The organism is Pseudomonas sp. GXM4 (assembly GCF_008923895.1).
In the GTDB taxonomy this organism is placed as follows: Bacteria; Pseudomonadota; Gammaproteobacteria; order Pseudomonadales; family Pseudomonadaceae; genus Aquipseudomonas; species Aquipseudomonas atacamensis.
Window position 1 is genome coordinate 1 of the sequence record NZ_WBRZ01000342.1, and the last position, 5,085, is coordinate 5,085.

Sequence of the window (5,085 nt, forward strand, 5' to 3'; positions counted from 1 at the left end):
GGAAACAGGCTGGTCTGGCTGCGGGACTGTCCCTGGATGTAGGCCATAACGAAAAATGCTCCGTATCTTTCGATACGGAGCATTTTCTTTGAGCGCTGCGCAGATTGCTAGGTTTTCACACAGTCTGGAGAGGCGGGTTTTTTGTGGGCGTAATTAAACAAATATTTCCGCTATCTCTTCAAGCGTGGGCATGACTGCTGGATTGACGGTGAGCTCGTCGACGAAGAGTCCTTTATCAGTGACTACTCCTTCAGTTCAACGTGATCCAGTGCCTGATTCACTGCCAGTTCACCGAGCATGACGACCTGCGCGATCCCCAGCGCGGTTTTGCGATGCGAGTTGTCGAGCATCGCGGCGAAGTTGTTGAGCATGACGCTGGCTGAGCCCAAGGTTTCGCTGGCGTTGGCCAGCAGGGATTCGGTGTTGTATTTCGGGTTTGCGAAGTACATGGGCTCGGGTTCGTTGGTGCTCGCCATGATAAGGGCGGCGGGGTTGAGGTAGTGGTCGAGGGCGCGTTCGGCGGCGTCGTTGAGTTTTTTTGAGTCGAGGGATTCGTATGGCGAGGCCGGGTCGGTGACCGGCGGGTGTGGCGTTGATTTAGTCATTTGCTCGAAACCTGATTGGAGTGCCTCCGCTCTGGCTACTAATCAAAGTGGAGGCAACTGTACGCAGGTTAGTAGACCGGGGTTTCGAGCAAGCCGGCGCACCCGAAGGTGCCCTGCGCACAGCTGCCATCAAGCGCAGGAATCGAAATCCCCGACTGACAGATGCTTGTGCATCACGCTTGAAACCGCGGGCTACTAAACCCGATCACTGAAAATCAGTGACGCGAATCAAGTTACCGATGGCCCGCCAGGCGCACAAGCCGGCGAATTCTGGCGTAGTGGTAGGCAACGACGCAAGCTGTTGTAGGCATCCGGAAGTAACCGCTGACAGCTCTAAACAGCGCTGTTTAAAGGTAGGAGCTGCCGAAGGCTGCGATCTTTTGATTCTGTCTTTTTAGAATCAAAAACAAGATCAAAAGATCGCAGCCTCCGGCAGCTCCTACAGTAGGATTTGCGCTACTTGTCGTGATCAATATCCAGTTTGGTAAACGTCACCTGCCCACCTTCGCTGGTATACCCGGTGTTGTCCTGCACATACACCCCAGCCTTGAAATACAGCGGCTTGTCGCGCCAGGTCGCGCTGATCTGTGAGTCCCATTGATACCCCGCCGCACTCACGCCCAGGGCACCGCCGGGGCTCAAGTGGATGAGGTAGTTGAATTCGCGATCAAGCTTGACGCCGGTGGCTAGGGTGATGACGCGGCTTTCGGCGTCGTCCGGGCGCATGCGCACTTTGATCACCAGATTGCCGGTCTGGGTTTTTTCCTTGTACTGATATTCGAGCTTGACCATCGGCCGCTGGCTCTCGTACGCGTGAATCTGGCCGATGACGATCTTGCCCGAGCTCGGCACCTTGTTCACCGCGAGGGTGGCGCGCAGCAGGTTGTCGGCGTCCGGGTAGTACCAGTTGCGCAGGGTGCCGTTGCTGTAGGTTTCGCGCAGTTCGGTACGCGGATAAATGGCGTTTTCGGTTTTCGAGCCAGTCACCGGGGACCAGAAGAACAGGGTGCCGGTGTCGGAATGGAAGTACTGATCCTTGAAGCCATCCACCAGTTTTGAGGTTTCGACGGTGTACGGCGGGCTGCCAACAGGAACGCTGAGGTTCCAGGTTGCGAGGTCGATCATGACGGTTCTTCCAATCAATTCATCCGGAACGCCGGTGCCAGAAGCTCTAGCCCGCGCGTTTTCGGGCGTCTTTATAAGCGTAGCGGCAATTTTTGTTAATGCCCGCCCGGCGATTACTTGACGTCAAAGTCCTGTCGAAATGCCATCCCGCCCGGTTTTCGGGGGCTGTAGCGGTGACCGTTAGTCGGCTGGGTTGAGCATTGTTTAAATGATGGCGGGATGACAGCTTCTGCTTTCACCGATCCGCGTCTAGAGTGAAGACTCAGTACGTCTATGGTTTTGCCGGCAACCGGTCCCGATAAGAGAAGCAGCATGGAATGCGCGCAACCCCAGCCAGGTGAAGGCAGCTCGGTCCTTTTGATCGTCGATGATTACCCCGAAAATCTGATCAGCATGCGCGCGTTGCTGCAGCGTCAGGATTGGCAAGTGATGACCGCCGCCTCGGGTTTCGAGGCGCTGAACCTTTTGCTCGAACACGACATCGACCTGGTTCTGCTCGATGTGCAGATGCCCGGCATGGACGGTTTCGAGGTCGCGCGGTTGATGCGCGGCAGCCAGCGCACGCGGCTGACACCGATCATTTTCCTCACCGCCAACGAGCAATCCCAGGATGCCGTGATCAAGGGCTATGCCAGCGGCGCGGTGGATTACCTGTTCAAGCCGTTCGATCCGCAAATTCTCAAGCCCAAGGTCCAGGCGTTGCTCGAGCACCAGCGCAATCGCCGTGCCTTGCAACGCCTCAGTCATGACCTGGAAGTGGCGCGCGCCTTCAATGCCTCGGTGCTGGACAACGCCGCCGAAGGCATTCTGGTGTTGAGCGAGGACGGCGTGATCCGCTTTGCCAACCCGGCGATTTCGCGACTGCTCAATGCGCCGGTGAAGGATCTGGAAGGCAAGGAGTTTCTCGATTTCCTGCAGAAGCCCCACATTCCGTTGTGGGCCGATTCCGAGTTCTACGCCGGCTACCAACGCGGTGAAACCCTGCGCCTGCATGATGCGTTGTTGCGTACTGCGCCCGGGCAGCAAGTGCCGGTGGCGTTGTCCTGCGCGCCGCTGCCCTCGGAGCAGCACGCGATGGTGGTGACGGTGCTGGACATGTCGGTGGTGCGTCACTTGCACCAGCAACTGGAGTTCCAGGCGGTGACCGATCCGCTGACCGGGCTGCTCAACCGGCGCGGGTTCTACCAGACCGTGGAAAACCTGTTGTTGCGCGGCGAACGCAGCGACAGCAGTTGGGTGCTGCTCTACCTCGATCTCGATGGCTTCAAACGGGTCAATGATTCCCTCGGCCATGACGCCGGCGACCGCGTGTTGCGCTGGGTTTCCGAGCAACTGAAGGCGTGCCTGCGGCCGTTCGATATTCTCGCGCGCATGGGCGGCGATGAATTCACCGCGCTGCTGGATCTGGAGTTTCCCGAGCAAGCGGCGAAGATCGCCGAAAAACTCATCGAACGGGTATCGGTCTGTCAGCAGATCGAAGGCCTGGATATCGTTCTTGGCGCCAGTATCGGCATCGCTACTTATCCCGACTGTGGCCGTAACCTCGACGGCTTGCTGCGCGCTTCGGACATTGCCATGTACGAAGCCAAGCGTGCCGGGCGTCAGCAATATCGCTTCTACGATCATGAAATGAACGGCCGCGCACGTTCGCGTCTGATGCTTGAAGACAGCGTGCGCGAGGCCATCGAGAACCGCGATTTCAATCTGGTCTATCAGCCGCAGGTGGCGATCGGCAGCGGGCAGATTCGCGGGTTCGAAGCGTTGCTGCGCTGGCAGCATCCGAGCGTCGGCGATGTGCCGCCGGGGTTGTTTCTGCCGTTGCTGGAAGAGGCGCGCTTGATCAGTCGCCTCGGCAGCTGGATCTATCACCGTGGCGCCGGCCAGCGCAAAGCCTGGGAAGCTCAGTTCGCCGATGATCTGGTGCTCGGCGTGAGCCTGAGCAATACCCAGTTCGGCCTGCCGAATCTGGTCACCGAACTGCGACAGGTCATGGAACGCCATGCGTTGCAACCGCGGCAACTGGAAGTCGAGGTCACCGAAGAAGCGTTGATGCAAAACCCGGACGAAACCCGCAAGCAACTGCGGCTGCTGCGTCATCTCGGGGTGCGCGTGGCGCTGGATGATTTTGGTTCGGGGCCGTGCTCGCTGGCGCATCTGCGCGATCTGGAACTGGACACGCTGAAACTCGACCGCCACTTGATCGCGCGCCTGCCGGACTCGCCACGCGATGCGGTGCTGGTGCGCATGGTCATCGATCTGTGCAAGCAATACGGTCTGCTGGTGATTGCCGAAGGGGTGGAAACCCTCGAGCAATATCAGTGGCTGCAAACCCATGGTTGCGAATACGTGCAGGGCTTCCTCGTCGCGCGGCCGTTGATCGCCGAAGACGCGGTCAGCTTCGTCGAACCGTTTGACTGGAGCGCGTTGCCCGGTTGAATTCGCTACACTGGCGGACCTTTTTCGAACCGCGTCGCTCGTCCATGACTGTGTTGAAGTACCTCCAGGCCTACCCCGCACAATTGCAGGATCAGGTGCGCCAACTGATAGCTGAAGGGCGCCTGGGTGAATACCTGGATCAGCGCTATTCAGGGCGACACGACGTGCAGAGCGACAAGGCCTTATACAGCTACGCGCTGGATCTCAAGCAGCAGTACATGCGCAATGCGCCGGCCATCGACAAAGTGCTGTTCGACAACCGCCTCGACCTGACCCACCGCGCGCTCGGTCTGCACAGCACGGTGTCGCGGGTGCAGGGCGGCAAGCTCAAGGCCAACAAGGAAATCCGCATCGCCGCGCTGTTCAAGGACGCCGCGCCGGATTTTCTGAAAATGATCGTGGTGCACGAGCTGGCGCACTTCAAGGAATCGGATCACAACAAGGCGTTCTATAAACTGTGCGAGCACATGCTGCCGGGGTATCACCAGATCGAGTTCGATCTGCGTGTGTACCTGACGTGGCGGGATATGCAGGCTTGACCAATCAGGAAGGTGTGGATGGACGTCAGCAAGACCAAAAGCAGTTTCTATCGCCGTTTGTACGTGGCTTATCTGATCGATAGCGGCCTGGCGCCGAGTGTGCCGACGCTGACCGAAGTCACCGGCATGCCGCGACGCACGGCGCAGGACACGATTGCCGCGCTGGCCGATCTGGACATCATCTGTGAGTTCGAACAGGAAGAGGGCGCGCGCAATCATGCCGGGCGCTATCGGATTCGCGAGTGGGGAGCGATTGATCGCGGCTGGATCGAGCGCAATTTGCGGCAGATAAAAGCGGTGCTGGAATACCCCTGAATCCAGCGGCGCCTGAACTGACGCAATCGCTGGCAAGCCAGCTCCCACAGGGATCTCCAGCGAAC

5 protein-coding genes are annotated in these 5,085 nt (G+C 58.8%); 3 read left to right on the plus strand and 2 right to left on the minus strand.

The window, feature by feature from the left end; all coding sequences use genetic code 11:
* Positions 1-242: 242 nt before the first annotated feature.
* On the minus strand, positions 243-605 hold the full coding sequence (locus F8N49_RS25460; protein ID WP_130928264.1) for a DUF6124 family protein: 363 nt from the start codon (positions 603-605) through the stop codon (positions 243-245).
* Between the two features lie 456 nt (positions 606-1,061).
* Positions 1,062-1,730, minus strand: a complete 669-nt coding sequence (locus F8N49_RS25465) for a polysaccharide lyase family 7 protein (RefSeq protein ID WP_016772792.1) — start codon at positions 1,728-1,730, stop codon at positions 1,062-1,064.
* Between the two features lie 312 nt (positions 1,731-2,042).
* On the opposite strand from F8N49_RS25465, the gene F8N49_RS25470 reads away from it, so the two are divergent.
* From F8N49_RS25470 to F8N49_RS25480, 3 genes are read left to right on the plus strand one after another with little or no spacing between them, the layout of a single operon-like run.
* Entirely contained in the window at positions 2,043-4,166 is a 2,124-nt protein-coding gene (locus F8N49_RS25470; protein WP_151553079.1) for a bifunctional diguanylate cyclase/phosphodiesterase, read from the plus strand.
* Positions 4,167-4,210: 44 nt separating this feature from the next.
* Positions 4,211-4,705, plus strand: coding sequence for a YgjP-like metallopeptidase domain-containing protein (locus tag F8N49_RS25475; RefSeq protein WP_071173889.1), 495 nt, complete (start codon positions 4,211-4,213; stop codon positions 4,703-4,705).
* Between the two features lie 18 nt (positions 4,706-4,723).
* Complete coding sequence (locus F8N49_RS25480; protein WP_016772794.1) at positions 4,724-5,020, plus strand: helix-turn-helix domain-containing protein; 297 nt, start codon at positions 4,724-4,726, stop codon at positions 5,018-5,020.
* Positions 5,021-5,085 lie beyond the last annotated feature (65 nt).